We start from the raw sequence: 1,771 nt of genomic DNA on the forward strand, positions 1-1,771 counted from the left end.
GCGCAACGCGCCGGTCATCAGCCGCCACATCAAGAAGGATGGCAGCTTCATGGATGTGGAGATCACGGCGGGCAGCATCAGCTTCAACGGGCGCCCGGCCCGCCAGGTGCTGGCCACCGACGTGACCGAACGCCTGCGCACCGAGCGCGAGCTGGCGCGCATGGGCCGTGCCCAGCGCCTGCTGAGCGCATGCAACGAAACCCTGGTGCGCGCCACGTCCGAGGCCGCACTGCTGCAGGCCATCTGCCAGATTGCGGTGGACATCGGTGGCTACCGCATGGGCTGGGTGGGGTTTGCGCTGGACGACGAGCGCAAATCCATCCGCCCGGTGGCCCATGCGGGCTACAACCAGAACTATCTGGAAAACCTGCAACTGAGCTGGTCGGCCGACGATCCCTACGGCCGGGGCCCGGCGGGCATTGCGGTGCGCACCGGCCAGCCGGTGATCGTGCAGGACATCCGCACCGAGGGCGACTTTGCCGACTGGACCGAGCGCATGCTGGAGCATGGCTTTCACGGGGTGATCTGCCTGCCGCTGCGCGAGCATGCGCGCGACCACGCGCAGGACCGCAGTTTTGGCCTGTTGTACCTGTACGCACCCGACGTGTTGCAGATCAGCCCCGAAGAAGCCGCGCTGCTGCAGGAGCTGTCCAACGACCTGGCCATCGGCATCACCAGCCTGCGCGCGCACAAGGCACAGCAGCGGCTGCAGGCTTCGGTGCTCAAGGTGGCGGCGGCCGTGTCGGCCAGCACCGGCACCGAATTTTTTGTGCAGTTGGTACGCAACATGGCCGATGCGCTGGATGCCCAGGGCGGCTGCGTGGTGCGGCTGCTGCCGCATTCGCAAGACCAGGCGCCCCGGGTGGTCACGCTGGCCGCCGTGCTCGACGGCCAGATGCTGCCCAACGACGAATACAGCCTGACCGGCACGCCCAGCCTGTTGCTGATGTCCCAGCGTACCCATGTGGTGACCGACAAGGTGCAGCAGCTGTACCCCGAAGCCCCCGTGCTGCGCGCGGTGGGGGCGCAGGCCTATGTGGGCCAGCAGCTGTGCAATGCCGACGGCGAGGTGGTGGGCATCGTCTTCGTGCTGTTCCGCCACGCGATTGCCGACACGGACTTCATCACCTCCACGCTGCAGATCTTTGCCTCGCGTGCGTCGGCCGAGATCGAGCGGCAGCTGGCCGATATCCGCATCCGCCACCAGGCCTCGCTGCTGGACAAGGCCCAGGACGCCATCCTGGTGCGGGACCTGGACCACCGCATCATCTTCTGGAACAAGAGCGCGGAGCGCCTGTACGGCTGGTCGCAGCTGCAGGCGCTGGGGCAGTCCATCGAGACGCTGCTCTACGAAGACCCCACGCACTTCCGGCACGCCACGCAGACGGTGCTGGAGCAGGGGGAGTGGACCGGCGAGATCGTGCAGCGCCACCGCGATGGCAGCACCATCGAGGTGGAAGGCCGCTGGACGCTGGTGCGTGGCGACGACGGCCAGCCACAGTCCATCCTGGCCATCAACACCGATATCCGCCAGCGCAAGGCCAGCGAGCGCGAGATCCAGCGCCTGGCGTTCTACGATGCGCTCACCGGCCTGCCCAACCGCATGCTGCTCATGGACCGCATGCACCAGGCCCTGGCCACCGCGCAGCGGCGCCAGCAGGGCGGGGCGTTGCTGTTCATTGACCTCGACAACTTCAAGACCCTGAACGACACCCTGGGCCACGACCAGGGCGACCTGCTGCTGCAACAGGTGGCGCAGCGCCTGAACACC

General features: G+C 67.5%; 1 protein-coding gene. It reads left to right on the forward strand.

Annotated elements, in window-relative coordinates:
- Positions 1 to 1,771: GAF domain-containing protein (locus tag DBR23_RS26270; RefSeq protein WP_146191457.1), on the forward strand; the 1,771-nt coding region annotated here is incomplete at both ends.

Origin of the sequence: Acidovorax sp. HMWF018 (assembly GCF_003061035.1) — a bacterium.
Lineage (GTDB): Bacteria > Pseudomonadota > Gammaproteobacteria > Burkholderiales > Burkholderiaceae_C > Acidovorax > Acidovorax delafieldii.